The organism is Aminobacter sp. Y103A (assembly GCF_030294925.1).
Taxonomy (GTDB): Bacteria; Pseudomonadota; Alphaproteobacteria; order Rhizobiales; family Rhizobiaceae; genus Aminobacter; species Aminobacter ciceronei.
The window spans coordinates 716,111-742,258 of sequence record NZ_AP017986.1; the positions used below are offsets into that span (position 1 = coordinate 716,111).

Sequence of the window (26,148 nt, forward strand, 5' to 3'; positions counted from 1 at the left end):
CTAAGCGCCCGGAACCACAGCGGAGGGCAGGCTTCATTGCATGACGTGCTGAGCTGAGCCGGTCGTTTCATCAGGCTGGCCAATTTTGCTTTGCAGGCGATATCGGCTAAGCGGAACGGAACTCACGAACGCCGGAAGCCCAGCGCATGCACGCCAGCCATCCCCTCTATCTCGGCATCGACACCGGCGGCACCTACACTGACGCCGTCTTGTGGTCCGAGGCGCATGGCCCGCAGGGCAAGGTGCTGGCCAAAGCCAAGTCGCTGACCACCCGCCACGACCTGGCTGTCGGCATTTCGGGCGCGGTCGACGCGGTGCTCGACAAGGCGGGCGTCAATCCCGCCGCCATCAAGCTGGTGTCGATGTCGACGACGCTTGCCACCAACGCGCTTGTCGAGGGCCAGGGCGGGCGCGTGGCGCTGGTCATGATCGGCTTTTCCGAGGCCGACCTCGCCCGCGACGGGCTGAAGACCGCGCTCGGCACCGATCCGCTGGTTTTGTGCGAGGGCGGCCATGACGTCCACGGCAACGCCCGCACGCTTGAACTCGGAGCCCTCGAAGCGGCCTTGCCGGAATTGGCGAAATCCGTCTCGGGTTTCGCCGTCTGCGCCTATTTCGCCACCCGCAACCCGGCTCATGAGATCGCCGCCCGCGACCTCATCCGCGAGGCGACGGGCATGCCAGTCACCACCAGCCACGAGTTGTCGGCCAAGCTCGGCGGCCCGCGCCGGGCCCTGACCACGCTGCTCAATGCCCGCCTGATCTCGATGATCGACCGCCTCGTCGCCGCGACCGAAGGGTTCCTCGACAAGCGCAAGATCAATGCGCCCTTGATGGTGGTGCGCGGTGATGGCGCGCTGGTGTCTGCCCAATTCGCCCGCCAGCGGCCGATCGAGACAATCCTGTCCGGTCCCGCTGCCAGCCTCGTCGGCGCCCGTCACATGACCGGGATCGACAATGCTGTCGTCTCCGACATCGGCGGTACCACCACCGATGTCGCCGTGCTCGACCATGGCCGCCCGCGCCTCGACCCCGAGGGCGCCACCGTCGGCGGCTTCCGCACCATGGTCGAGGCTGTCGCCATGCGCACCTTCGGCCTCGGTGGCGATTCCGAGGTATCGCTGGAGGAAGGCGGGCTGAAGCCGAAGATGTCGCTCGGCCCGCGCCGCCTGGTGCCGCTGGCGCTTGCCGGCATGGTCCATGGCGAGGCGGTCTCGGTAGAGCTGGAACGCCAGCTGCGCGCCCCCAATCCCGGCCGCATGGATGGCCGTTTTGCTGTGCGCACCGGCGTGCCCGAGCAACTGGCGGCAGGGTTGACCGCGCCGGAGGCAAAGCTCTACGACCAGATTACCGGCGTGCCGCAGCCGATCGACCGTTTGCTCACCTCCAACGCCCAGAATGCCACGCTCAATCGGCTGGTGTCTCGCGGGCTTGTCCATGTCTGTGGCTTCACGCCTTCGGACGCCGCTCATGTGCTTGGCCGTCAGGCCAATTGGGACGAGGCGGCGGCCAGGCTCGGCGCCGAGTTGTTCGCCCGCAAGCGCGACGGTCGCGGCCAGCCGGTCGCGGCGAGCCCGGAGGCGATTGCCGAACGCGTGCTGGCGACGTTGACCCGCCTGTCGGCGGAGGTGATCCTCGAAACCGCCTTCGCCGAGGATGGGCTCGACGGTGCTGCAACCGTGGCACACGCCCTGGTACAGCGCGCCGTCGACGCCCATCCTGGCATCGCTCGCTTCACGGTCGCGCTCGACCGTCCGGTCATCGGTCTCGGCGCCTCGGCCCCGCTGCATTATGCCGGCCTGCCGCCGCTGGTCGGTAACGAATGCGTGGTGCCTAGGGATACCGACGTCGCCAACGCGCTGGGGGCGGTTGTCGGCCAGGTCCGCGTGACGGCCGAGGCCCGCGTCAGCCAGCCCAAGGAAGGTCTGTTCCGCGTCGCCGTCGGCGAATTGTTGCGCGATTTCACCGACGAGGAGGCGGCGATGGCGCTGGCGGAAGCCGAAGCGCGCGCCATAGTTGGCGCGAGGGCTCGCGATGCCGGCACCGATGCGGCAGAGGTCGAAGTGACTGTCGATCTCAAAGTCTCGACGGTCGAAAGCCAGCGCATGTTCATCGAGGCGCATGTGCTTGCGACCGCCAGCGGCCGGCCCCGGATCGCGGTTTGACGGCTAAATCGATTTGCAGCGGCAATGGCCGTAAATCATTGCTGCCTTGCAACATTCGACGAATTGACCGTGCGCGTTTTGCATGCCAAACGCCCGAAAACTTTATTTAGAACGCCCCTGCGGCGCCGGAATTCTGGAGCGCATCTCATGACCGATACTGTCTCCCTTCATGGCCTTTCTGTTGCGCGCGAGCTCCACGACTTCGTGGTCGCGGAGGCTCTGCCAGGGACGGGTGTCGATGCGGAGGCCTTCTGGGAAGGTTTCGCCGCGATCGTGCATGATCTGGCGCCGAAGAACCGGGCGCTGTTGGAAAAGCGCGACGACTTCCAGCTCAAGCTCGACGCCTGGTACCGCAAGCATGGCGCCCCTCACGACATGGCGGCCTACAAGGCGTTCCTGAGCGAGATCGGTTATCTTGTGCCGGAAGGTCCGGCCTTTGCTGTCACGACGGAGAATGTCGATCCCGAGATCGCCACCGTCGCCGGACCGCAGCTGGTCGTGCCTGTCATGAATGCGCGTTATGCGCTGAACGCCGCCAATGCACGCTGGGGCTCGCTCTATGATGCGCTCTACGGCACCGATGCGATCCCGGATGCCGACGGCGCCGAGAAGACCAAGGGCTACAATCCCAAGCGTGGCCAAAAGGTCATTGCCTGGGCCAAGGCCTTTTTGGATCAGTCCGCGCCGTTGGCGTCGGGCAACTGGTCTGACGTGACGGGTCTTGCGGTCGAAGGCGGGCAGCTGAAGCTTGCGACCGCGTCTGGTTCGGTTGCACTGGGCGACGGCAAACAATTCGCCGGCTATCGTGGTGCTGCCGGCAATCCCGACGCGGTGCTGCTGGTCAAGAACGGCCTGCATGTCGAGGTGGTGGTCAACCGCGACAGTGCGATCGGCAAGACCGATCCGGCCGGCATCTCCGACATGATCCTGGAATCGGCTTTGACCACCATCCAGGACTGCGAGGATTCGGTCGCGGCAGTCGACGCCGAAGACAAGGTCGCCGTCTACCGCAACTGGCTCGGCCTGATGAAGGGCGACTTGTCCGAGAGTTTCGACAAGGGCGGCAAGCTTGTCACCCGCAAGCTCAATGCCGACCGTGCCTATACCGGTGCCGATGGCAAGACCGTCTCGCTGCCCGGCCGCTCGCTGATACTGGTGCGCAATGTCGGCCACCTGATGACCAGTCCCGCGATCCATGACCGTGACGGCCACGAGGTGCCCGAAGGCATCATGGATGCGGCAATCACCGCTTTGATCGCCCTGCACGACGTTGGAGCCAAGGGCCGTCGCATGAACTCCCGCGCCGGCTCGATGTATGTGGTCAAGCCGAAGATGCATGGCCCCGAGGAAGTGGCCTTTGCCGTCGAGATCTTCGACCGCGTCGAGCGCCTCGTCGGCATGCCCAGAAAGACCATCAAGATGGGCATCATGGACGAGGAGCGGCGCACCACGATCAACCTCAGGGAATGCATCCGTGCCGCCAAGGAACGCGTGGTGTTCATCAACACCGGCTTCCTCGACCGCACCGGCGACGAAATCCACAGCTCGATGGAAGCCGGACCGATGGTGCGCAAGGGCGACATGAAGCAGGCGCCATGGATCAATGCCTATGAGGCGTGGAACGTCGACACCGGTCTCGAATGTGGCCTGTCGGGCCATGCCCAGATCGGCAAGGGCATGTGGGCGATGCCCGACCTGATGGCAGCGATGCTGGAGCAGAAGATCGCTCACCCCAAGGCTGGCGCCAACACCGCCTGGGTGCCGTCGCCGACGGCGGCGACGCTGCATGCCACCCACTACCACAAGGTCGACGTGCATGCCGTCCAGGCCGAGCTGAAGAGCCGGCCCAAGGCGCGGCTCGACGACATCCTGTCGGTGCCTGTGGTCGTCCGTCCCAACTGGACGCCCGACGAGATCCAGCGCGAGCTCGACAACAATGCGCAGGGCATCCTCGGTTATGTCGTGCGCTGGATCGACCAGGGCGTCGGCTGTTCCAAGGTTCCCGACATCAACGACGTCGGGCTGATGGAAGACCGCGCCACCTTGCGCATCTCGTCCCAGCACATCGCCAACTGGCTGCGCCACGACGTCTGCTCGCACATCCAGGTGATGGATTCCTTGCAGCGCATGGCGGCGATCGTCGACCGGCAGAATGTCGGCGATCCGCTCTACAAGCCGATGGCGCCGGAGTTCGACCAGTCGACCGCCTTCCGCGCCGCCTGCGACCTCGTCTTCGAAGGCCGCGCCCAGCCCAACGGCTATACCGAACCGGTCCTCCACAAGCGCAGGCTCGAACTCAAGGCGAAGGAACGGGGCTGATCATTGCCAACGGAATGCTAAGCAGTCCGTGGTAGCCTATCTCGTATGACAGCGTTTCTTCACGCCCCCCTCTGCCCTGCCGGGCATCTCCCCCACAAGGGGGGAGATCAGGCCTTCATGCCCGCCTCAGCTAATCAACTGCGACGCAAAGGAAACTTCTTAAGACCTTGCAGAGCGCGCGGTAGGCAGCACTTGCTGATCTCCCCCCTCGTGGGGGAGATGGCCGGCAGGCCAGAGGGGGGCGCGAAAGAGCTCGCCATACCCGCAAGGTACTGGGCATCATGATCCTGCTCGCCATCGACTGTGCCGCAAGCCTCTGTGCCGCCAGCATCTACGACATCACTGCCGGCCGCGAGCTTGGCCGCAGCGTGCGCGACCTCGGCAAGGGCCATGCCGAGCATCTGATGGCCGTCATCGACGAGGCGTTGGCGCAGGCCGGCAAGACATATGCCGACCTCGGGCGCATTGGCGTTTCCATCGGCCCCGGCTCGTTTACCGGCGTGCGGGTTGCTGTATCGGCGGCGCGTGGCTTCTCGCTGGCGTTGAAAATCCCGGCAGTCGGCGTGACGACGCTGGAGGCATTGGCGGCCGAAACGCGCGCGGCACTGGGGCCATGCAAGGTGCTTGCTGCCCTTGATGCCGGGCGTGCGGAACTGCATGCCGCCGTCTATGATGAAAACGGACAAGCGGTTCATGAACCGGCGGTCCTCACGCTCGATGAGGCCGCAACCATCGCCGCAGCGGAAACGATGGCGCTGGCCGGCACCGCGGCGCAGCTGATCGCCGGCGCTGCCACCGGCATGGACATCACATTAGGGCCCGTGTCGGCCACCGCCGACATCGGTACCTATGCCCGTATCGCCGCCGGCAAGGCTGGCGATGGCGAGCGGCCGAAGCCGATTTATCTGAGAGCACCGGATGCCAAGCCGCAGGCTGGCTTCGTGCTGCCTAGGGAACAGAAATGAAACTGCCGTTCTGGCCGCTGAAGCGCGACTACGCCCTCGAACTCCTGACCATTGGCGACAGCGCCGCCATCGCTCCCTTGCATCGCGAGGATTTTGTCAGGCCCTGGTCGGGCGAGGAGTTCTCGCAGCTTCTGGAACAGGACACGGTGTTCGGCTTTGCCGTCCGCGAGGTCGGCCACGGCACGGAAGCCCCTGCCGGCTTCGTGCTGGCCAGGCTCGCCGCCGGTGAGGCGGAAATCCTGACCATCGCGGTGTCGCGCGTGCACCGCCGCCACGGGCTGGGCTGGCGCTTGATGGACGCCGTGCTGCGCGAACTGCATGCCCAGCGCGCCGAGGCGCTGTTCCTCGAGGTCGACGAGACCAATGCGCCGGCGATCGCGCTCTACCGCAAGTTCGGTTTCCACGAGGTCGGCAAGCGCCCCAATTATTACCAGTCGGCCCAAGGGGCGACGGGCGCGCTTGTCATGCGGCTCGATCTTCGCTAGCCAGAAGCCCGAAATTAATAGGGCATCGAGCACTACATGATCGGAAAGATCCGTACGGGGCTCGCGCTCTTCTGGATGGTTGCGGCCTCGCTGGTGCTGGTGCCGCTGCAGGTCATCTCGATGAAGACCGGCTTGTGGCCGGAAACCGTGATCCTGAAGATCTGGCACCGCGCCATGCTTTGGGCGCTGGGCATGCGCGTGCATGTCGTCGGTGAGATGGTGAAGACCCGACCGCTGCTGATCGCCTCCAACCACATCTCCTGGACCGACATCATGGCTATGGGATCGCGGTTCGACGTCACCTTCATCGCCAAGTCGGAACTGAACGGCTGGCCGATCTTCGGCTTCCTGTCGCGGCTGCAACGCACCGTCTTCATCGAGCGCGAACGCAAGCGCAAGTCCGGCGACCAGGCCAGCGAGATCGCCAGGCGTCTCGCCGCCGGCAACGCCATGGTGCTGTTTGCCGAAGGCAGCACCGGTGATGGCAACATGCTGTTGCCGTTCAAGAGCACGCTGTTTGGCGCCGCCTCGATGGCGATCGCCGAAGGTGCCGCCGAACATGTCGTCATCCAGCCGGTGTCGATCGCCTATACCCGCATCCATGGCATTCCGCTTGGCCGCCAGCATCGCCCGCTTGCCAGCTGGATCGGCGACATGGACCTGGTGCCGCATGTCGGTCAGTTGCTCGCCGAAGGCGGGCTGGACGTCGAGATCCGCTTCGGCGAGCCGATCGACTTTTCCGCCAGGTCGAGCCGCAAGGAAGCGACGCGGCTGATGGAAGAGCGCGTCCGCGACATGATGCAACAGTCGCTCGGTCAGCCGCTGCCGGTGCGCTGAGCATCCGCCGGTCAACGGGCGGCGTGGCCCTTCGAGAGATGCAGGCCGGGCCAACGCAAACAGACAAAAACCCCGACCGGAGCCGGGGGGTCTGATTGTTTGCTGTCGATCAGAACTTCTTGATGAGGCCTATCCGGATCATGTGAAGGTTGTCGGACACGTCATAAGTTTCATCGAAACCATCGGTTTCGATGTGGGAGCCAAAGTCCGAGTAAGCATAGTCCAGGCGCCCGACCCAATCTCCCGCGAATGCATGCTCGATGCTCGCGCCGATCGTGAATCCTGCACGGGCACCGTCTCCGAAGATCGAGGAGTCAGGATCCGGCTCGCCGTTCACGCCGCCGTCTATGTCGCCATAGCCATAGTCGATGTCGGCAACGATTACACCGGCCCGGGCAGTGATAAGGGTCCGGTCAATGGCGAAACCAAGACGGCCTGCCAGACTGCCGTACAGTCCATACTCGCTGCGGGCAAAGTAGTCATCGCCATCTGGAAACCAGAAGTCATCCTTGGCACCGAGATAGCCAACCTCGCTTTCCACACCAAAGACCAACTGATCTCTTTGCCAGTTGTAGCCGGCTACGGCTCCCCCGGCAAAACCCTTGGGGCTGAGGTCGGCTCTATCTTCGGGCGCGGACCCATCGAAGCCGTTATCGCTGATCGCGGAAGAGTCTCCAGTTCCATAACCGAGCAACACGCCGGCATAGAACCCTGACCAGTTGTACGTAGCGGAGCCTGCTTCGGGTGCTACGCTGTCGGCAGCACCAGCTGCGGTTACGATCGCCAGCATCGCCACAGTTGCCGCAAGAATCTGTCTCATCGAAAAGCCCCCAGAACTCATGCTGACCTAGATGTACATACCTGCGTGGTTGAGAGAAAGCGTTTGCTTTCTCACAGGTTGCAAAGGGGCGATGATAGTTGCTTTCCTGCCACATCAAGTTCCGTCGGCAGTTGCTGCATGTGAGCCTCAGCGGTCTTGCCTCGCGGGAGGTCGCGCTGCCACGTCCCCCATCCAGGGCTGGCGGCCTAAACCGTCTGTTTTTTGCCGCGGAAAGGCGCTAAGAGGCGCCGCATGGAAATCGACGATATCGCTGAAATCATTCCGGCCGGCACTGCCGCCGCAGCAAAGGGCGCTGCCAGGAAGGTCTTCATCAAGACCTATGGCTGCCAGATGAATGTCTACGACTCGCAGCGCATGAGCGATGCGCTCGCTGCCGATGGCTACGCCGCGACCGAGACCATCGACGACGCCGACCTGGTGTTGCTCAACACTTGCCACATCAGGGAAAAGGCCGCCGAGAAGGTCTATTCGGAGCTTGGCCGCCTGCGCCAGCTCAAAGCCGAGCGGGCCGAGGCCGGGCGCGAGATGATCGTTGGCGTCACCGGCTGCGTCGCCCAGGCCGAGGGTCGCGAGATCATCCGCCGTGCTTCGGCGGTCGATCTCGTCGTCGGGCCGCAGACCTATCACCGCCTGCCCGAGGTGGTGAAGAAGGCACGCGGCGGCCAGAAGGTGGTCGAGACCGAATATGCGCTCGAGGACAAATTCGAGCACCTGCCGCAGCCGCGCAAGGCCGAGGTCGCCCGCCGTGGCGTCACCGCCTTCCTGACCGTCCAGGAAGGCTGCGACAAGTTCTGCACCTTCTGCGTGGTGCCCTATACCAGGGGCTCTGAGGTGTCGCGCTCGGTCGCCCAGATCGTCACCGAGGCCGAAAGGTTGGCTGAAGCAGGCGTGCGCGAGGTCACCTTGCTTGGGCAAAACGTCAACGCCTGGCATGGCGAGGGCGCCGACGGCAAGGAGTGGGGGCTTGGCCGCCTGCTTTACCGGCTCGCGGAAATCCCCGGCATCGCCCGGCTGCGCTACACCACCAGCCACCCGCGCGACATGGATGACGAGCTGATTTCAGCCCATCGCGACCTGCGCGCCCTGATGCCCTATCTGCATCTGCCGGTTCAGTCTGGCTCGGACCGCATACTCAAGGCGATGAACCGCAGGCATACTGCGGTTGATTATCTCAAGCTGATCGATCGAATCCGCGCTGCCCGTCCCGACATCGCCATGTCGGGCGATTTCATCGTCGGTTTTCCCGGCGAGACGGATGCCGATTTCGAGGCTACAATGGAGATCGTGCGCCAGACCAGTTACGCCTCGGCCTACACGTTCAAATATTCGCCGCGTCCCGGCACGCCGGGCGCCGACATGGACGGCCATGTCGAGGAAAAGGTCAAGGACGAGCGCCTGCAGCGGCTGCAAAAGCTGATCACCGAGCAGCAACACGCCTTCGCCGACGGGCTGGTCGGACAGACGATTTCGACGCTGATCGAAAAGCCGGGTCGCCAGCCTGGGCAGATCGTCGGACGGTCGCCATGGCTGCAGCCGGTTATTGTTGATGAAAAGGCCGGCGAAATCGGTGACATTGTTGATGTGCGAATCACGAAGACAGGCACCAACAGCCTGTTCGCCGAGGCGGTCTGATCGGCCGTACGGCAGATGAGGAGAGACGGTTGAGCGCTGCTGAACTCAAGAACCTGCCCTCCGGGGCGTCTGACATGGCGCACATCGTACTGACCTTCGACAACAACAAGCTAGCCAGTGCGCTTTATGGCCAGTTCGACGAGAACCTGGCCCGTCTCGAACAGAAACTCGGCGTCGACATCCGCTCGCGCGGCAACCAGCTGACCATCAAGGGCAGCGCGACTGCTGCCGAGCAGGCGCGACGGGCGCTCGATCATCTCTATGCCATCCTGCAGAAAGGCGGCGAAGTGGCGCAATCCGACGTAGACGGCGCCGTGCGCATGGCGGTTGCTCCCGACGACCAGCTGACGCTGCCGACGCTGGAGCGCAAGGGCAAGATGGCCGCCGCCCAGATTTCGACCCGCAAGCGCACCATCTATGCCCGCTCGCTCAACCAGGACGCCTATATGCGGGCGCTGGAGCGCGCCGAGCTCGTCTTTGGCATTGGCCCTGCCGGTACCGGCAAGACCTATCTGGCGGTGGCGCATGCCGCCATGCTGCTCGAGCGCGGCATGGTCGAGCGCATCATCCTGTCGCGTCCGGCGGTCGAAGCGGGCGAACGCCTTGGCTTCCTGCCCGGCGACATGAAGGAAAAGGTCGATCCCTATCTGCGCCCACTCTATGACGCGCTCTACGACATGATGCCGGCCGACAAGGTCGAGCGCGCCATTGCCGCGGAAGTGATCGAGATCGCGCCGCTGGCCTTCATGCGTGGCCGCACGCTGGCCCATTCGGCCGTCATCCTCGACGAGGCGCAGAACACCACCTCGATGCAGATGAAGATGTTCCTGACCCGTCTCGGCGAGGGCTCGCGCATGATCATCACGGGCGACCCGACGCAGATCGACTTGCCGCCCAACACCAAGTCGGGCTTGGTCGAGGCGCTGCGCATCCTCGACGGTGTGCCGGGTGCTGTGACCGTGCGCTTCAACGACGCCGACGTCGTTCGCCATCCGCTGGTCGCCGAGATCGTCAGAGCCTATGACCGCGACGGCAAGGTCGCGCGCGGCCTTGGCACCGAGGGTTGATCGGGAAAAGTTTTGGTCATGCCTGACAAGAAAACACCGGCGTCCGCCGTTGCGGCGGGCGCTCTCGACATTGACTTGATGATCGAGGAAGGCGGTTGGCCGAACGAAGATACGCTGCGCGCAATCGTCGACCGGGCGGTGCCTGTTGCCTTGGCCGAGGCAGAGGTCAAAATCGTCGACGGCGTCGAGCTCAGCCTGGTTTTCACTGACGACGACAGCATCCAGAGCCTCAACGCCGAATGGCGCCAGAAGGACAAGCCGACCAACGTGCTGTCCTTTCCGGCCTTCCCGATGGCGCCGGGCGACGCTTTGCCGCCGATGCTCGGCGACATCGTACTTGCCTACGAGACGGTGCAGCGCGAGGCCGAGCTTGAAGGCAAGCCACTCGAAAACCACATAACCCACCTCATAATCCACGGACTCCTGCACCTTTTGGGGTATGATCACGAGACCGACGAGGAGGCCGAGGAAATGGAGGCGCTTGAACGCCAGGCGCTGGCGAGGCTTGCCATTCCCGATCCCTACGCGTAACAGGGACGAACAACGACCGGACGACGATGAACGACAAGCAAGAGACTGCCGCCACGCCCGACACGGGAACCGCGGCAAGGGCCTCCGACCAGACCGAGGACGGACCTAGTAGCAGTGCGCCGTTACAAGCGACGCACGACCCCCAGGCCGAGCGGCCAACATTCATCGAGCGGTTGAGCCGGTTTTTCCGCCACCGCAGCAACGGCACCAATATCCGTGAGGAAATTGTCGATGCGCTGGCCGAAACCGGCAGCGACGTCGATTCGTTTTCGCCCGGCGAACGTGCCATGCTCAACAACATCCTCCGGCTCCGCGAAGTCAGGGTCGAGGATGTCATGGTGCCGCGAGCCGACGTCGAGGCGATCGAGCTGTCGACGACCCTCGGCGAATTGCTTTCGGTGTTCGAGCAGTCGGGCCATTCGCGCATGCCTGTCTATGTCGAGACGCTCGACGATCCGCGCGGCATGGTCCACATTCGCGACGTGCTGGCTCACATCACCCGTGGCGCGCGTGTCAAGAAGGGCAGGGCGCGCAAGACGCAAGCCGCCGACATGCAACTGGATCTCGCCCAGGTCGACCTCAAGCGCACGATCGGCGACCTCAACCTGATCCGCACGGTGCTGTTCGTGCCGCCGTCGATGCTGGCCTCCGACCTGATGAGCCGCATGCAGGCGACGCGCACCCAGATGGCGCTGGTCATCGACGAGTATGGCGGCACCGATGGTCTCGTCTCGCTCGAGGACATCGTCGAGATGGTCGTCGGCGACATCGAGGACGAGCATGACGACGACGAGCCGATGATCACCCAAGCCGGCGATGGCGTTTATGTCGTCGACGGCAAGGCCGAGATCGAGGAAGTCGCCAAGGTTCTCGGCGAGGAGTTCTCGCCCGGCGAACACAGCGAATATGTCGACACCATTGGCGGCATGATCTTCAACGCCCTCGGCCGCGTGCCGGCGCGCGGTGAAGTGGTGCAGGCGATCCCAGGCTTCGAGTTCCATGTGCTCGACGCCGATCCGCGCCGCGTCAAGCGCGTCCGCATCGTCCACAGCGTCAAGAGCGAGCGCCGCCGTCGCGCCAAGGCTGAACAGGCGTGAGCCTGTTCCCGCCGGGCGGTCCGCCATTTGGTGCCGCCCTGCGGTGCTGCTACACCTTCGATCCGTGATTCTGCGACGAGGGCACGGATGGAGCGTCATGCTGGGCGGATAATTCTGCTGTGGGGATGGAAAAGGGCGCTTGTCGCCTTTGTGGCCGGCGCCTTTGCCGTCCTCGGTCAAGCGCCTTACGATTTCTTCGCCGCCTGCTTCGTCTCGTTCCCGATCCTGGTCTGGCTGCTCGACGGCGCCGTCGCCGACAGGCCGGCGGGTTTCATCCGCCGCCTCATGCCGGCCTTTTCCACCGGCTGGTGGTTCGGCTTCGGCTATTTCCTCGCCGGCCTGTGGTGGGTCGGCGGCGCATTGCTGGTCGAAGCCGAGAGTTTTGCCTGGGCGCTGCCTTTCGCGGTCGTCGGCATCCCGCTGATCCTGGCTTTTTTCTACGGCTTCGCTGCCGCGCTGGCGCGGCTGTTGTGGAGCGACGGCATTGGCCGCATTGCAGCGCTTGCCTTCGCCTTCGGCCTGATCGAGTGGCTGCGAACCTTCCTGTTTACCGGTTTTCCGTGGAATCCGCTCGGCTTCGCGGCCATGCCCGTGCCTCTGTTCATGCAGAGCGTGACGATTGCAGGCGTCACCGGCATGAACGTGCTGGCGGTCTTCGTCTTTGCCATGCCGGCGCTGCTCGCCGACCGGCGTAACCTCAAGCTCGGCACAGCCCTTGCCGCAGTGCTGGTCGCGGCCCATGCCGGATATGGCTATTTCAAGCTGTCCAGGCCGGCACAGCCTGCCGGGCGAACGCTCAATGTCCGCATCGTTCAGCCCAATATCGACCTCAGCGAAAAATGGGATGGCCGCGTCCGCGACCGCATCTTTGCCAGCATGCTGCAGCTCTCGGCCGAGGCGCCCAAGCCGGGTGCGAAAAAGCCGGACCTGATCATCTGGCCCGAAACCTCGGTGCCGTTCCTGTTCACCGAACGGCCGGATGCGCTGGTGGCGATCGGCGACATGCTGGGCGACGGCCAAACCCTGATGGCCGGCACCGTGCGCGCCGAAGGCGAATCGGTAGCCGGCGCCGACACCCGCTATTACAATTCCGTCGTCTCCATCAACGACAAGGGCGAGATCGTCGATGCCATCGACAAGGTCCATCTCGTACCCTTCGGCGAGTACATCCCTTTCGCCGGACTGATGGAGCGGATCGGGCTGACGCAGCTCGTCGCCGGGCCGATGAACTTCTCCGCCGGCACCGACCGGCGACCGCTCGAGCTGCCCAGCGGCATCAAGGCATCAGCCTTCATTTGTTATGAAATTATCTTTCCCCGCATGGTTGCAGTTGACGCAGCGTCAACTGGGATTATTGTAAACGTGACCAACGACGCATGGTTTGGCGACACTCCGGGCCCCTACCAGCATTTCCGGCAGTCGCAGGTCCGCGCGGTCGAAAACGGGTTGCCGGTCCTGCGCGCGGCCAACACAGGAATTTCCGGCATTGTCGACCCGAGCGGGCGAGTTGTGGATGCACTTGCGATGAATGTTCGCGGCACCATCGATGTCTCGCTTCCGGTGGCCGCCATTGGCGCTGCCTCGCCGCCGTTTTCGCGCGTTAACGCTTTCCTGATCATGTTGTTGATTGCCGTAGCGGCAAGTGGCTTGAAGCTCAGACAGAGGCTCAGGGCGAATTGACACTGCGCTTGTTAGAAACTCATATGTCGCCGCGCAGCCAGAAGCTGTGCCAATCAACGTCTGCACCCGGACGCAATAAACTGCCCTGAATGGGGTGCCTGCCCAAATAATAAGCTGGAAAAATCCGGCGAGGAAAGACAGTGGAAAAAGAGAACAAGAAAAAGCCAAATCCGACCGACGTCTACGTCGGCGGACGCATTCGCCTGCGACGCAATATGCTTGGAATGAGCCAGGAGAAACTTGGAGAGAGCCTCGGCATTACTTTTCAGCAAATCCAGAAATATGAAAAAGGAACAAATCGTGTCGGAGCGAGTCGCCTTCAGGCCATCGCTTCCATCCTGAGCGTTCCGGTTGCTTTCTTCTTCGAGGATGCCCCCGGCGCCGAGGGCGGCGAGCACAAGGGGCTGTCGGAAGATTCGTCCACGTCTTTTGTGGTCGATTTTCTCTCGAGCGCCGAAGGCCTCCAGCTCAACCGCGCTTTTGCCCGGATTTCCAACCCCAAGGTTCGGCGCAAGGTTATCGAGTTGGCTAAGGTCCTGGCCGACGACGAAGACCAGTAGCAGCGCAGCGTTGCGCGTCCCGCCGGATGCGCGAGCCGCGCCCCGACTGCCCGAAAATCGCTTCTGATCTTCGGGCCGATGCGCGAGTGCGACGGCGATGCGCCGTCGCAACTCCCTTGCATTAACAGCGCTTCCGCGATGAAGCCTGCTTGACGAGGTCTGGCAGGCTTCGCTAACACGTGTCGCGCCAAATGATCGGCATCGCGCCGATCGCTTTCTAGAGGGGACATCCCGTGCAGCGGCAGAATTATCTTTTCACCTCCGAGTCCGTATCCGAAGGTCACCCCGACAAGGTGTGCGACCGCATTTCCGATGAGATCGTCGATCTCGTCTATCGTGAAGCCAAAAAGACCGGCATGGATCCGTGGAAGGTCCGCGTTGCCTGTGAAACCCTGGCAACCACCAACCGCGTCGTGATCGCCGGCGAAGTTCGCGTGCCGGACACGCTGCTGAAGAAAGACAAGAACGGCCAGGTCGTGACGGACGCCGCCGGTCATCCGGTCGTCAATCCGTCCAAGTTCAAGTCGGTGGCCCGCAAGGCCATCCGCGCCATCGGCTACGAGCAGGCCGGCTTCCACTGGAAGACCGCCCGCATCGACGTGCTGCTGCACGGCCAGTCGCCCGACATCGGCCAGGGCGTCGACAGCGCCGCCGACCGCCAGGGCGAAGAGGGTGCCGGCGACCAGGGCATCATGTTCGGTTATGCCTGCCGCGAAACGCCCGACCTGATGCCGGCGCCGATCTATTACAGCCACAAGATTCTCGAATTGCTGGCTTCGGCCCGCCACGAGGGCCAGGGCGATGTCGGCAAGCTCGGTCCGGATGCCAAGAGCCAGGTCACCGTGCGCTACCAGGACGGCAAGGCCCATGAAGTCACTCAGATCGTGCTTTCGACCCAGCACCTCGACGGCAGCTGGGATTCGGGCAAGGTCCGCAAGGTCGTCGAGCCCTACATCCGCGAAGCCCTTGGCGACCTCGAGATCGCCAACGACTGCAACTGGTACATCAACCCGACCGGGAAGTTCGTCATCGGCGGTCCTGACGGCGACGCCGGCCTCACCGGCCGCAAGATCATCGTCGACACTTACGGCGGCGCTGCCCCGCATGGCGGCGGTGCGTTCTCCGGCAAGGACACCACCAAGGTCGACCGCTCCGCAGCCTATGCCGCGCGCTACCTCGCCAAGAACGTCGTTGCGGCCAAGCTTGCCGACCGTTGCACAATCCAGCTGTCCTACGCCATCGGCGTTGCCCAGCCGCTGTCGGTCTATGTCGACCTGCATGGCACCGGCAAGGTCGACGAGGCGGTGCTGGAAGATGCGCTGCGCCAGGTCATGGACCTGTCGCCGTCGGGCATCCGCCGTCACCTCGACCTCAACAAGCCGATCTATGCCAAGACTTCGTCCTACGGCCATTTCGGCCGCAAGGCCGGTCGCGACGGTTCCTTCTCCTGGGAGAAGACCGATCTGGTGAAGGCACTCAAGGACGCCGTTGCCGGCAAGGAAGCGGTCGCCGCCTGAGGCGACCGTAGGACCACCAATGGAACAGGAACCGCGCCGCAGCCGCTCGACGGAAGCCTTCTTCGGGCGTCGGCGCGGCAAGCCCATCCGCCCCTATCAGGCGGAGGCGCTTGAGCAAGGATTGGCACGCCTCGGCATCGACCTGGGCGTGGCCGCTCCTGCCGATCTTCGCACCATGTTCGAAGCCGAGGTTTCAAAGGTCAGGCTCGAGATCGGTTTCGGCGGCGGCGAACATCTTCGCCATATCGCTGCGAACAATGCCGATGACGGCTTCATCGGCATTGAGCCCTTCGTCAACGGCATGGCCAAGATGGCTGCGGCACTCCATGAAAAGCCGCTCGCCAACATCCGGCTCTACGACGAGGACGCCACCCAATTGCTCGACTGGCTGCCGGAGGCCTCGGTCGACGGCATCGACCTGCTGTATCCCGACCCGTGGCGCAAGAGAAAGCACTGGAAGCGCCGTTTCGTCAGCCCGGTCAATCTCGACCGCTTCGCCCGCGTGCTGAAAAGCGGCGCGAAGTTCCGCTTCGCCTCGGACATCGACACCTATGTCAACTGGACCCTGCAGCACTGCCGCGCCCACCCTGCCTTCGACTGGCAGGCCGCTGATGCCAAGGACTGGCACACCCCCTACGAAGGCTGGACCCGCACCCGCTACGAAGCCAAGGCCATCCGCGAGAACCGCACGCCGGCCTATCTGACCTTCGTCAGGACGTAGGGCGCGATCCCTCTCCCCTTGTTGGAGAAGGTGCCCCGAATGGGCGGATGAGGGGTGTTGGATGTAGCGCGGCGACGTCATCCCGGCCGAGCGGAGCAAGAGCCGGGACCCATTGACTGGATCATCGTGAAGGGCTGCCAGGTCCTTGCTTCGTTGGCCTTCATGGATGCAGCCGCAAGCCAGATCCCGGCAATGCTCGTCAATGGTCCCGGACAACCTGCGCTTCGCTCCGGTTTTCGGGATGACGAGCGCTCCTGCTCGGGCTGCTAGGCGTCGGCGGCCTTCCCGAACGCCACCCTGACCCTGAGCCCACGGCCATCGGCCCCGGCCAACAACTCCAGCCGGCCGCCGAACAGCGAGGCGATTTCCTCGACGATCGGCAGGCCGAGACCGGCGCCGGGCTTGTCGCCGGCTCGCCCGCGGACGAAGCGCTGTCGCACGCCTTCAAGATCGGCGGGCGCGATCCCCGGACCGGTGTCTTCGACCTCCAGCACCACCTCGGTGCCGCCGTCGAGCACCTTGACCGTCGCCTCGGCGTCGCTGCCGGCATAGGCAAGCACGTTCTCGATCAGGTTGCGGATCATTTCGCCGAGCAGCATCGGCTCGCCGCGCACGAACAGCGGCTCTTCGCCCTCGAAACCAAGGTCGATGCCGGCGGCATGCGCCTGGGTGACGCGGTCGGCGGTGAGCTGCTGGGCAAGCTCGGTCAGGTTGACCGTGCCAAGGTTCTTCAGCCGGTCGGATGCCGCTTCGTCGACCTTGGCGAGCAGCAGCAGCTGCGCGATGACGCGCTCGGCATGGGCTACCGCCTCGTCGCCCATCCGGGCCGCCTGCCGCGCCTCTTCCAGCGAATGAGCGCGCGAGGCGAGCGCCAGCTGGGTGCGGATGATGGTCAGCGGCGTGCGCAGCTGGTGGCTGGCATTTCCGGTGAAATGCCGCATCGCACCGAGCGCCGAGCCGAGCCGGCCCATGAAGGAATTGACCGTGTCGACGAGCCCGCGCACCTCCTTCGGCACCGACTGCTCGATCGGGTGCAGGTCGTCGGGATTGCGCTCGGCAATGGCGTCGCGCAGCCGGTAGAGCGGCCTGAGCGAGAAGGTGACGGCGAACCAGACGATCGCCGCCGCACTGCCGATCAGGATGGCGAGTCTCAGCGCCGAGCGCAGCAGGATTGTCTGCGCCAGCTGGGTGCGGGCGATCGTCGTTTCGGCAATGGTGACGACGAACGGGATCGAAGTCGCACCCGTCGAGGCGGCGCGGGACAGTGAAGTGAGCCGGATCGGCTCACCGCGGAAGCTGGCATCTTCATACCCGCTCTCTTCGAGCTCCAGCCCGTTGATGACGGGCAGCGTCTGGTAGCCGGTGATGAAGCCGTCGGGGCCGTCGACGCGGTAGAAGACGCGGTCCTGAGCCGCCGAGGTCAGCATTTCGAGCGCGACATAGGGGATGTCGACCTCCAGCGCCCCGTCCTCGGCCACCACCACGCGCTCGGCGATGGCCAGTGCCGAGCCGGCGAGCACGCGGTCGGAGACGGCGTTGGCCGTTTCCACGGCTTCGTTGTAGGTGTCGGCCAGCGCAATCAGGCCGAGGGTGACCAGCGGCACAAGGAGCCACAGCAACAGCCGTCGGCGGAGCGAATAGGGCCGCGTCCGCGCCATCAGGGGTTTTGGATCTTTTCGAGATAATAGCCGATGCCGCGCGCGGTCCTGACTGTCAGGCCATAGGGCGCCAGCCGCTTGCGCAGGCGGCTGACATATTGCTCGATGGCGTTGGCGCTGAGGTCCTCGTCGAAACCGGCCAGCGATTCGATGATCGCCTGCTTGGCGACGACCTTGCCGGCGCGCATGAACAAAGTTTCGAGCAGTGCCAGTTCCCGCGCCGGGATGTCGATGGCCGCCCCGTGCGAGGAGAAGCTGCGTGTGTTGAGGTCGAGCTGGACCTCGCCGAAGCTGACTGTGGCGGCCTTCAACCCGGCGCGGCGGCGCAGCAGCGTGCGGACACGCGCCTCCAGCTCGCCGACGTCGAAGGGCTTGACCATGTAATCGTCGGCGCCGAGGTCGAGGCCCTTGACCCGCTCGTCGAGCGAATGCCTGGCCGACAGGATCAGCACGGCGGCGTCGTGCTGGCGCCCGCGCATGGTGCGCAGCACGTCGATCCCGTCCATCTCTGGCAAATTGAGGTCGAGGATGACGAGATCGAAACGTTCGGTGGCGAGCACCGCGACAGCCGACGCGCCGTCGCCGACCACGTCGACGGCATAGCCGCTGCCCTTGAGCACCGCCGCCAGCCCCCCGGCCAGCGTCGCGTTGTCCTCGACCACCAGAATGCGCAACCCTGTTCTCCTTGCCCGCCCCATCCGAACGATGCCCATTCGCCGGGCAAAGGTCCAGAGGCCGTTCGACGCATCCGCCCGTTGTGTCGTCCGGCGCGCTGAGGCATGGTCCGGCGATCATGCGCCTAGCCATTCTCACCGCCCTTGTCTGCCTTTCTGCGCCCGTGCAAGCGGAAGTCACCGTTTTTCCAGCTCTCAACGGTGCGTCGGACGCCCGCACGCTCGTCGTCTATTCCTCGCTTGATGCGCCGCTGAACAATCCGATGATTGCCGGCTTCCAGAAGGCCAATCCCGGCGTCGCCGTTCGTTACGAGGAACTGCAAACGGTCGACATTTACGACCGTGTCCTGGCCGAGACCGACGCCGGCAAGGGCACTGCCGACATCGCCTTTTCCTCGGCCATGGACCTGCAGGTCAAGCTCGCCAATGACGGTTACGCCCAGGAAAGCCGGCTGCCTTTGTCCGATCGTTGGCCGAGCTGGGCCAATTGGCGCGACACCGCCTATGCCTTGACCTACGAGCCGGCGGTGTTCGTCTACCACAAACCGAGCTTCAAGGACGTCGACCCGCCGGCGACGCGTGGCCAGTTCGTCGACTATCTCAAGTCTCAGGGCGACAGGGTCTATGGCCGCATCGCCACCTACGACATCGAGCGCTCCGGCGTCGGCTTCATGTTCATGGCTCGTGATCAGGAACAGTATCCCGACATCTGGTCGGTGATCCGGGCCATGGGGGCAGCGGGCGTCAAGCTCTATTCGACGAGCAGTGCCATCCTTGAGCGCATCGCCGACGGCCGCTTCGTGCTCGGCTACAACATCCTCGGCTCCTATGCTGCCGACTGGGCGGCGCGCAACCCGGATGTCGGCATCGTCCTGCCCAAGGACTACACGGTGGTGATGTCGCGCATCGGCCTGGTGCCGGCGGCCGCCAAGTCGCCCGACCTCGGCCGCCGCTATCTCGAATATTTCATGTCGGCCGAAGGCCAGACGGTCATGGCGCGGCAGCTGCATATCGCGGCCGTCAATCCCGAGGTGTCCGGCGAGAACACCGCCAACCGGATGCAGGAGGTTCTGGGCGGGCAATTGCGCCCGGTGCCGGTCAGTCCAGGCCTGATGGTCTATCTCGATCAGGTCAAGCGTTCCCGCGTCATCGAGCGCTGGAACGAGGCGCTGCGCAGCCCCTGACGACAGGATGTTCCCCAAGCTGTTGCATCGGTGTCAGTCTGATGTCAGGTTGCTGCGATAGGGAAGTTTTGGCCCATCCGTTGGAGGCGGCGAGGCTCGGAAAGTTCGGGAGGACTTCGAACACGTTTCCGCTAAGGCTACCCGACGGCGGTTCTCACCGCCGCGCAGAGGGGCCGGGAAACGCTGCTGTGATGGCAGGCCCCTAAGCCGGCCAGTTCCTTTCTCCCCAGGTTCCGGGACGTTGCCTCAGGCGCGGGCTCCGAAACTGAAAAAGCATTCTGTCCCGCGCATGCGGGCAAGGGAGGAACAGCAATGAAGCAGTTCGTATTGGCATCCATCATCGCGGGCGCGCTTGCCCTGCCGGCCGCCGCGGCCGACTACAAGATCATGGCTCCGGCAGCGCCTGGCGGCGGCTGGGACCAGACCGCGCGTTCGATGCAGACCGCACTCCAGGACGAGAAGATCTCCGGCTCGGTCCAGGTCAACAACGTTCCGGGCGCCGGCGGCACCATCGGTCTCGCCCAGTTCGTCAACCAGGCCAATGGCGACCCGGCACAGCTGATCGTCGGCGGCTACGTCATGGTCGGCGCCATCCTGACCAACGCCTCGCCCGTCACGCTCGACCAGGTCACCCCGATCGCACGCCTGACCGGCGAATATGAAGCGCTGGTCGTTCCAGCAGCTTCCGACATCAAGGACATGGCTGGCCTCGTCGCCAAGCTGAAGGCTGATCCGGGTTCGGTTTCCTGGGGCGGCGGCTCGGCCGGCGGCACCGACCACATCACGGCCGGCCTGATCGCCAAGGCTGCCGGCGTCGACCCGACCAAGGTCAACTACATCGCCTATTCCGGCGGTGGCGAGGCTCTCGCTGCCATCCTCGGCGGCCAGGTGACGGTCGGCATATCCGGCTACGGCGAATTTGCCGAGCAGATCAAGGCCGGCACGCTGCGCATCATCGGCATCTCGTCGGATGCCAAGGTCGAAGGCATCGATGCCCCGACCTTCAAGGAAGGCGGCGTTGACGTCTCGATCCAGAATTGGCGCATGGTCGCTGCTGCTCCCGGCATCTCGGCCGAGCAGAAGGCGGCCGTCCTCGCCGACGTCGAAAAGATGGTGACCTCGGCCTCGTGGACCAAGATCCTCGCCGACAAGGGTTGGGCCAATACCTATCTCGCCGGCGACGACTTCGCAGCCCAGCTGAAGAAGGACACCGAGGCGACGTCCGCCATCCTGAAAGACATCGGCCTGGTGAAATGAGCCTGGACAACCAGCAACAAGAAAGGCGCCGCCCCGATCGGGCGGCGCTTGTCATCGCCGCCCTGCTGATGGTGGTGTCTCTGATCATTGCCTGGAGCACAGCCAGCCATGGCGCCGGCGCCAACTATGCCCGCGTCGGCCCGACAACGTTTCCCTATGTAATTGCTGTGGCCTTTTTCGGCCTGTCAATTTGGACGTTCTTCGAAGCCTGGCGTGGCGACTTCCCCGAGCGCGAAAAGCAGGAGATCAGCCCGATCCTTTGGATCGTCGGCGGTCTTGCCGCCCAGATGCTGCTGCTCAAGACAGCTGGCTTCTCGATCGCCACCGGATTGCTCTTTGCCGCAACGGCAAGAGCTTTTGGCCGCGGAGCGCTGTGGAAGACGATCCCGATCGGCATCGTGCTTGCATTCGTCGTCTGGATCATTTTCGCCAAGGGACTGCAGCTCTCGCTGCCCGCCGGCCCGCTCGAACATCTGTTGTTCTGAGCGATTATCAAGGGAGCTCGGCTCTAAATGGATACCTTCGGTCTGCTCGCCCAGGGACTGCTCACGGCACTCGAGCCGATGAACATGCTTTATGCGCTGATCGGCGTGACGCTCGGCACGGCTGTCGGCGTTCTTCCCGGCATCGGCCCGGCACTGACCGTCGCCCTGCTTTTGCCGGTCACCTACAAGCTTGATCCCGCGGGCTCGCTGATCATGTTCGCCGGCATCTACTACGGCGGCATGTATGGCGGCTCGACGACGTCGATCCTGCTCAACACGCCTGGCGAAAGTGCCTCGATCGTCACCGCGCTCGAAGGCAACAAGATGGCGCGTGCCGGGCGAGGCGGCCCGGCACTGGCAACGGCCGCCATCGGCTCGTTCGTCGCCGGACTGATCGCCACGGTCGGTCTCGCCTTTGTCGCGCCGACGGTCGTCAAGATGGCGCTGTCCTTTGGCCCGGCCGAATATTTTGCGCTGATGATCCTGGCCTTCATGACCGTCTCCGCCGCCTTCGGCGATTCGACGTTGCGCGGACTGACGGCGCTGTTCATCGGCCTCGGCCTTGGTCTCATCGGCATCGACCTGCAGACCGGCCAGGCGCGCCTGGCTTTCGGCATTCCCGACCTGCTCGACGGCATCGAGGTGACGACGCTTGCGGTTGCGCTCTTCGCCGTCGGTGAAGCGCTCAGCGTCGCTGCCAGCAGGGGCGGCGATTCGACCATCCAGGCGATCAAGGGTTCGGTGTGGATGACGCGCGAGGACTGGAGCCGGTCATGGAAGCCATGGCTGCGCGGCACCGCAATCGGCTTCCCGATCGGCGCCATGCCGGCCGGCGGCGCCGAAATCGGCACCTTCCTGTCCTATTCGGTGGAAAAGAACCTGGCCAAGAAGCCGGAAGAGTTCGGCCATGGTGCCATCGAAGGCGTCGCGGGCCCCGAGGCGGCCAACAATGCTTCCGCGGCCGGCACGCTGGTGCCGCTGTTGACGCTCGGCCTGCCGACGACGGCGACCGCTGCCATCATGCTCGCCGGTTTCCAGCAATTCGGCCTGCAACCGGGACCGTTACTGTTTGCGACCAACCCGCAGCTCGTCTGGGGCCTGATCGCCTCGCTGCTGGTCGCCAACCTGATGCTCCTGGTGCTCAACCTGCCGCTGGTCGGCGTCTGGGTCAGGCTGCTGACCATCCCACTGCCCTGGCTTTATTCGGGCATCCTGCTGTTTGCGACGCTCGGCACCATTGGCGCCAACCCCTCGACCTTCGAACTTGGCATGCTCCTGGCATTCGGTCTGCTCGGCTATGGTCTACGCCGCTTCGGCTATCCTATCGCGCCCGTCGTTGTCGGTCTGATCCTTGGGCCGATGGCGGAGCAGCAGCTTCGCCGCGCGCTGGCCATCAGCCAGGGCGACCCGACGATCCTGGTGCATTCGCCGATCGCGATCGTGTTGCTGCTGCTTGCGGCGACCGCCGTCCTGCTGCCGCTGTATCTGCGTGCCCGTGGCCGGGGCAAGGTGCTGGCCCAGTTGGGCGCCAACGAGGACTGAGTTCGTCTCGTCCTCTGAAACGAAAAAAGCCGAGGCCCGGAATCCCGGCCTCGGCTTTTCTTTGCCTCAATGGGGAGGCTGAGTACCCAGGGACAGAGCGACGGTCAGAATAACCGGCCGCTCCGGAGCACTGCCCGGCTGGCCCGTCTCGGCTATCGCCAATGACCGGCCAGCGGTGCGCTCTCTACCCTGAATGCCTTGATCAGTATTTGCGGATGCGGTCGAAGTGCATCGGATCGATGCCGAGCATCACCAGGTCCTGGTTGGTTGGGCGATGACCGCGCTCGACGGCTGCTGCTGCAGCGACGGCGCTACCAAAGGTGCGAACCAGTACGCCAATGCGGCCAAATTGCTTGCGGGTGCTCATCTCGGTGTCCTCTTTTGCGCTGCATCATCATTTTTGTGCAACGCACCAAATATAGGTGACGCAGAGAGAAGCGGTAGGGGTGTCCGCGCATGTTTGCCATGCATCTGCTGCAATGGTCGGCTAAACAGCTGCCAGTGGACGCAACCGGCCACAGGACTTGAAAGGCGCGCCGCCTTCGGCTATATCAGCCTCAAATTCTTGGTCGGTATGACGAAGAGTGGGTCCACCCGGTCCCGCTCTTTTTTGTTACCTGCCGACCGTCTGGAGAACCAATGACCGAAAACGCAGTCGAACAGACAGGCGACGACCGCATCATTCGCGAGACCGGCATCGACGCCCGCATCGCCCTGATCGTTCAGCCCGTCCTTCGCGCGATCGGCTTCCGCCTCGTTCGCATCCGCCTCTCGGGCCAGAACGGGCTGACGCTGCAGATCATGACCGAGCGCGAAGACGGCACCATGACCGTCCAGGATTGCGAAGAGGTGAGCCGCGCGGTTTCGCCTGCTCTCGATGTCGATGATCCGATCGAAAAGGCGTATCATCTCGAAGTCTCGTCGCCGGGCATCGACCGGCCGCTGGTCCGCAAGTCGGATTTCGGCAACTGGATCGGTCACATCGTCAAGATGGAGACCTCGGTCATGGTTGCAGATCGCAAGCGCTTCCGCGGCAAGATCGCCGAAGTCGACGAAGAGAGCGTCCTGATCCAGCGCGACCAGGCTGCTTACGGCGAGGAGCCGACCGTGCGCGTGCCTTTCGAGGCGATCTCGGATGCCCGGCTGATCCTCACCGACGATCTTATTCGCGATGCCCTGAGCAAGGACAATCAGGCGCGCAAGGAAGCACGGAAGCGTCGCGGCGAACCCGAAGATGCGCCGGAAGACGAAGAAACCGAAACGGAAGATTGATAGAGCCGAACGGCTGGACCTGATCCGGCCGGACGCTCCGGGAGAAAGACAATGGTTGTAAGCGCCAACAGGCTCGAACTGCTGCAGATCGCCGATGCGGTCGCCCGCGAGAAGTCGATCGACAAGTCGATCGTCATCGCCGCCATGGCCGACGCGATCCAGAAGGCAGCGCGCTCGCGCTATGGTCAGGAGACCAACATCCGCGCCGACATCAACCCCAACACGGGTGAGATGAAGCTGCAGCGCCTGATGGAAGTCGTCGACAAGGTCGAAGACTATGCCACCCAGATCGCCCTGACCTCGGCACGCGAGCGCAACCCCGACGCCCAGCTCGGCGACTTCATCGCCGAACAGCTGCCGCCGATGGATTTTGGCCGCATTGCCGCCCAGTCGGCCAAGCAGGTCATCGTCCAGAAGGTGCGTGAAGCCGAGCGCGATCGCCAGTACGACGAATACAAGGATCGCATCGGCGAGATCGTCAACGGCACGGTCAAGCGCGTCGAATACGGCAACGTCATCGTCGACCTCGGCCGTGGCGAGGCGATCATCCGCCGCGACGAGCTGATCCCTCGCGAAAACTACAAGTATGGCGACCGCGTCCGCGCTTACGTCTACGACGTGCGCCGCGAGCAGCGCGGCCCGCAGATCTTCCTGTCGCGTACGCACCCGCAGTTCATGGCGAAGCTGTTCACCATGGAAGTGCCGGAAATCTACGACGGCATCATCGAGATCAAGTCGGTCGCCCGCGACCCCGGTTCGCGTGCCAAGATCGCCGTCATCTCGCGTGACAGCTCGATCGACCCGGTCGGCGCCTGCGTCGGTATGCGCGGTTCGCGCGTCCAGGCCGTCGTCGGCGAGCTCCAGGGCGAAAAGATCGACATCATTCCGTGGTCGCCTTCGGCTGCCTCGTTCATCGTCAACGCGCTGCAGCCGGCTGAAGTCGCCAAGGTCGTTCTCGACGAGGACGCCGAGCGCATCGAAGTCGTGGTGCCGGACGATCAGCTGTCGCTGGCCATCGGCCGCCGCGGCCAGAACGTGCGCCTGGCTTCGCAGCTGACCGGCTGGGACATCGACATCCTGACCGAGCAGGAAGAGTCTGAGCGCCGCCAGAAGGAATTCGTCGAGCGTTCGACCCTGTTCATGGAATCGCTCGACGTCGACGAGATGGTCGGCCAGGTTCTGGCCTCCGAAGGGTTCACCTCGGTTGAGGAAGTCGCTTACGTCGATGCCGACGAAATCGCATCGATCGACGGCTTCGACGAGGACACAGCTTCCGAGATCCAGACCCGCGCCCGCGAATATCTTGGCAAGATCGAGGCCGAGCACGACGAGAAGCGCAAGTCGCTCGGCGTGCAAGACGAGCTGCGCGAGATTCCCGGCATCACCACCGCGATGCTGGTGGCGCTCGGCAATGACGGTGTCACGACTGTCGAGGACTTCGCCGGCTACGCCGCCGACGATCTCGTCGGCTGGAAGGAACGCAAGGACGGAGAGACCAAGTTCTTCCCGGGCGTGCTCGCCGACTTCGGCGTCTCGCGCACCGACGCTGAACAGATGGTTGTTGCTGCCCGACGCATGGTTGGCTGGATCGCTGAGGACGAGATTGCGTCCGAGGAAGAGCCTGCCGACGTCGCCGGTGAGTGACGTGAGGCCGGCCGG

At 64.1% G+C, this 26,148-nt stretch carries 23 protein-coding genes; 19 read left to right on the forward strand and 4 right to left on the reverse strand.

The features are described from left to right. Positions 1–146: 146 nt before the first annotated feature. From Amn_RS03465 to olsA, 5 genes are all read left to right on the forward strand, one after another. Positions 147–2,165, forward strand: coding sequence for a hydantoinase/oxoprolinase N-terminal domain-containing protein (locus Amn_RS03465; protein ID WP_286294571.1), 2,019 nt, complete (start codon positions 147–149; stop codon positions 2,163–2,165). 147 nt (positions 2,166–2,312) lie between these two features. Continuing rightward, positions 2,313–4,484 (forward strand): malate synthase G, encoded by a 2,172-nt coding sequence (locus tag Amn_RS03470; RefSeq protein WP_286294572.1) that lies wholly within the window; start codon positions 2,313–2,315, stop codon positions 4,482–4,484. A gap of 281 nt (positions 4,485–4,765) precedes the next feature. Beyond that, entirely contained in the window at positions 4,766–5,449 is a 684-nt protein-coding gene (gene tsaB, locus Amn_RS03475; RefSeq protein WP_286294573.1) for a tRNA (adenosine(37)-N6)-threonylcarbamoyltransferase complex dimerization subunit type 1 TsaB, read from the forward strand. Continuing rightward, the gene (locus Amn_RS03480; RefSeq protein ID WP_286294574.1) at positions 5,446–5,934 is read left to right on the forward strand and encodes a GNAT family N-acetyltransferase; all 489 of its coding nucleotides are present in this window, start codon (positions 5,446–5,448) and stop codon (positions 5,932–5,934) included. Before tsaB ends, Amn_RS03480 begins: the two co-directional genes overlap by 4 nt. Before the next feature lie 36 nt (positions 5,935–5,970). Continuing rightward, a complete protein-coding gene (olsA, locus tag Amn_RS03485; protein WP_286294575.1) occupies positions 5,971–6,771 on the forward strand; it encodes a lyso-ornithine lipid O-acyltransferase in 801 nt (266 codons plus the stop codon). Between the two features lie 109 nt (positions 6,772–6,880). On the opposite strand, the gene Amn_RS03490 is transcribed toward olsA, so the two are convergent. Next, a complete protein-coding gene (locus Amn_RS03490) occupies positions 6,881–7,591 on the reverse strand; it encodes an outer membrane protein (protein ID WP_286294576.1) in 711 nt (236 codons plus the stop codon). 252 nt (positions 7,592–7,843) lie between these two features. On the opposite strand from Amn_RS03490, the gene miaB reads away from it, so the two are divergent. From miaB to trmB, 8 genes are all read left to right on the forward strand, one after another. Beyond that, positions 7,844–9,244: a tRNA (N6-isopentenyl adenosine(37)-C2)-methylthiotransferase MiaB gene (gene miaB, locus Amn_RS03495; RefSeq protein WP_502874747.1), complete on the forward strand. Its 1,401-nt coding sequence runs from the start codon at positions 7,844–7,846 to the stop codon at positions 9,242–9,244. A gap of 74 nt (positions 9,245–9,318) precedes the next feature. Further along, entirely contained in the window at positions 9,319–10,311 is a 993-nt protein-coding gene (locus Amn_RS03500) for a PhoH family protein (protein WP_371746544.1), read from the forward strand. An 18-nt stretch (positions 10,312–10,329) separates the two neighbouring features. Then, positions 10,330–10,842: an rRNA maturation RNase YbeY gene (gene ybeY, locus Amn_RS03505; protein ID WP_067954463.1), complete on the forward strand. Its 513-nt coding sequence runs from the start codon at positions 10,330–10,332 to the stop codon at positions 10,840–10,842. A gap of 26 nt (positions 10,843–10,868) precedes the next feature. Continuing rightward, the gene (locus Amn_RS03510; RefSeq protein WP_154385953.1) at positions 10,869–11,939 is read left to right on the forward strand and encodes a hemolysin family protein; all 1,071 of its coding nucleotides are present in this window, start codon (positions 10,869–10,871) and stop codon (positions 11,937–11,939) included. A gap of 87 nt (positions 11,940–12,026) precedes the next feature. Further along, positions 12,027–13,619 (forward strand): apolipoprotein N-acyltransferase, encoded by a 1,593-nt coding sequence (gene lnt, locus Amn_RS03515; RefSeq protein WP_286294580.1) that lies wholly within the window; start codon positions 12,027–12,029, stop codon positions 13,617–13,619. Positions 13,620–13,759: 140 nt separating this feature from the next. Continuing rightward, positions 13,760–14,179, forward strand: a complete 420-nt coding sequence (locus Amn_RS03520) for a helix-turn-helix domain-containing protein (RefSeq protein WP_067954459.1) — start codon at positions 13,760–13,762, stop codon at positions 14,177–14,179. 233 nt (positions 14,180–14,412) lie between these two features. After that, complete coding sequence (metK, locus tag Amn_RS03525) at positions 14,413–15,696, forward strand: methionine adenosyltransferase (RefSeq protein WP_286294581.1); 1,284 nt, start codon at positions 14,413–14,415, stop codon at positions 15,694–15,696. 19 nt (positions 15,697–15,715) lie between these two features. Then, the gene (gene trmB, locus Amn_RS03530) at positions 15,716–16,417 is read left to right on the forward strand and encodes a tRNA (guanine(46)-N(7))-methyltransferase TrmB (protein WP_067954456.1); all 702 of its coding nucleotides are present in this window, start codon (positions 15,716–15,718) and stop codon (positions 16,415–16,417) included. A 266-nt stretch (positions 16,418–16,683) separates the two neighbouring features. On the opposite strand, the gene Amn_RS03535 is transcribed toward trmB, so the two are convergent. Continuing rightward, positions 16,684–18,075, reverse strand: coding sequence for a sensor histidine kinase (locus tag Amn_RS03535; RefSeq protein WP_067954454.1), 1,392 nt, complete (start codon positions 18,073–18,075; stop codon positions 16,684–16,686). Further along, complete coding sequence (locus Amn_RS03540; RefSeq protein WP_067954452.1) at positions 18,075–18,749, reverse strand: response regulator; 675 nt, start codon at positions 18,747–18,749, stop codon at positions 18,075–18,077. Before Amn_RS03540 ends, Amn_RS03535 begins: the two co-directional genes overlap by 1 nt. Positions 18,750–18,868: 119 nt before the next feature. Between Amn_RS03540 and Amn_RS03545 the strand changes: the two genes are divergently transcribed. From Amn_RS03545 to Amn_RS03560, 4 genes are all read left to right on the forward strand, one after another. Next, positions 18,869–19,933 carry an ABC transporter substrate-binding protein gene (locus Amn_RS03545; RefSeq protein WP_067965754.1) on the forward strand — a complete coding sequence of 355 codons (1,065 nt, stop codon included), beginning with the start codon at positions 18,869–18,871 and terminating at the stop codon, positions 19,931–19,933. A gap of 312 nt (positions 19,934–20,245) precedes the next feature. After that, positions 20,246–21,190: a Bug family tripartite tricarboxylate transporter substrate binding protein gene (locus tag Amn_RS03550; RefSeq protein ID WP_067954450.1), complete on the forward strand. Its 945-nt coding sequence runs from the start codon at positions 20,246–20,248 to the stop codon at positions 21,188–21,190. Continuing rightward, positions 21,187–21,675 carry a tripartite tricarboxylate transporter TctB family protein gene (locus tag Amn_RS03555; protein ID WP_067954448.1) on the forward strand — a complete coding sequence of 163 codons (489 nt, stop codon included), beginning with the start codon at positions 21,187–21,189 and terminating at the stop codon, positions 21,673–21,675. Before Amn_RS03550 ends, Amn_RS03555 begins: the two co-directional genes overlap by 4 nt. A gap of 27 nt (positions 21,676–21,702) precedes the next feature. Then, positions 21,703–23,217 (forward strand): tripartite tricarboxylate transporter permease, encoded by a 1,515-nt coding sequence (locus Amn_RS03560; RefSeq protein WP_067954447.1) that lies wholly within the window; start codon positions 21,703–21,705, stop codon positions 23,215–23,217. 202 nt (positions 23,218–23,419) lie between these two features. On the opposite strand, the gene Amn_RS03565 is transcribed toward Amn_RS03560, so the two are convergent. Beyond that, positions 23,420–23,584, reverse strand: a complete 165-nt coding sequence (locus Amn_RS03565; protein ID WP_169808283.1) for a hypothetical protein — start codon at positions 23,582–23,584, stop codon at positions 23,420–23,422. 272 nt (positions 23,585–23,856) lie between these two features. Here Amn_RS03565 and rimP point away from each other — a divergent pair, with 272 nt between their 5' ends. Further along, positions 23,857–24,489 carry a ribosome maturation factor RimP gene (gene rimP, locus Amn_RS03570; protein ID WP_067954445.1) on the forward strand — a complete coding sequence of 211 codons (633 nt, stop codon included), beginning with the start codon at positions 23,857–23,859 and terminating at the stop codon, positions 24,487–24,489. Between the two features lie 51 nt (positions 24,490–24,540). After that, a complete protein-coding gene (gene nusA / locus Amn_RS03575) occupies positions 24,541–26,133 on the forward strand; it encodes a transcription termination factor NusA (protein ID WP_067954442.1) in 1,593 nt (530 codons plus the stop codon). Positions 26,134–26,148: the final 15 nt, after the last annotated feature.